The following is a 1,261-nucleotide window of genomic DNA, read 5'->3' as shown; positions in this document are numbered from 1 at the left end:
CGGGAACTTGAAAATCGTCTTTCAATATTTTATGGAATGTCATTTTGACACTTTGCTCATCAATTAAACTGAAAAAATCCTGTGCTTCTTGAAGTTGCATCATACTTTTTTCCAGTTTTTTCAAATCATCAAATTCTGTTACAAAAAGTACATTTGCATATTCATTTTTGAAGTTGCGAACCAAACAATGGGAAATAACCCCACTTTGTTTACCCAATACAGTTTCAAATCTCAAAACTGCATTTATCAGTTCATCATCTGTTACGGTTTCTTTTTTCTTGAAACTTGTGAATTCCATTGCTTTTGCAAAATTGTTGCTTACCCTTATCATTTTTATAAGTTTTAGATTAATACTTCTGCAAAAGTAAAATGGGGTTGAGACAGCCTTATGTCAAGGGTCCAGAATTAATTCTGCACATTTCGAAATATTCCTGAAGTGTGATTTTGTGCGGTTTGAATTGTGTATTGAGCACTTTTAAATCTCGAATCCTATCCAATCTAAATGACCTAGAATCTTTTCTCAACTGGCAAAATACAATAAGCACCCAATTTTCTTGGGTGTTGTAAAGGGCAAACGGTTCAATAATTCTTCTGGTAATTTCGTTTTTTTCGGTTGAAAGATATTCTATTTCGGAACAATTATAATTAGTCAGAGCCAATTGTAATGTTGATAAAAAGTTGCTTGTTAGCGTATTGTCTGTATTGAATCTAAAAACAACACGATTAGAAAGTAAATTGACTTTTTCTTTTGTGTTGTACCGCAATACAGATTTTATCTTGTTGATTGCTTCGGTATATTCTTTTACAAATGAAAAGTCTTTGTTCTTTGATATCAGTTGCTCGGCTGTAATCAATGCATTGGCTTCGCTTTCGGTAAACATTACGGGTGGAAGCCTGTAGTGTTCCATGATAGAATATCCTTTGCCTTTTCCAAATTAATTCCCTATCATCTTTTTGGAGAGCGGCATACCCCAAAAACGTAATTTGCCCACCTCTTTTTCAGGTAACAGACCCTTTGGTGTGATGGTATACTCAACCGTAGGTGGAAAAGTACCATAAACATCAAAAAAGAGGGGAGATATAATATGGGGTTGGGTATTTTTCTGCCAAATACGCAACCCCAATACATCATTTTATCAGAGGCAGATACTTATTCCAATTTGTAGTGATTGCCCAAACATTTATGGCAAACAGCACTAGAGCCATTCCGATACCAGCTATATCGTGTACCATGTGATGGACAAAAATTCCGACCATTACC

General features: G+C 35.0%; 2 protein-coding genes. Both read right to left on the bottom strand.

Annotated features, from left to right (window positions below):
- Positions 1-331, bottom strand: a 331-nt coding sequence (locus ACFSKL_RS22070; protein WP_376889422.1) for a hypothetical protein, incomplete at its 3' end; no start/stop codon positions are given.
- Between the two features lie 55 nt (positions 332-386).
- Positions 387-908, bottom strand: coding sequence for a helix-turn-helix transcriptional regulator (locus tag ACFSKL_RS22065; RefSeq protein WP_376889420.1), 522 nt, complete (start codon positions 906-908; stop codon positions 387-389).
- Positions 909-1,261 lie beyond the last annotated feature (353 nt).

The sequence above is a fragment of the Belliella marina genome (assembly GCF_042682445.1).
Lineage (GTDB): Bacteria > Bacteroidota > Bacteroidia > Cytophagales > Cyclobacteriaceae > Belliella > Belliella marina.
This window is presented reverse-complemented; position numbering and strand designations above follow the sequence as displayed.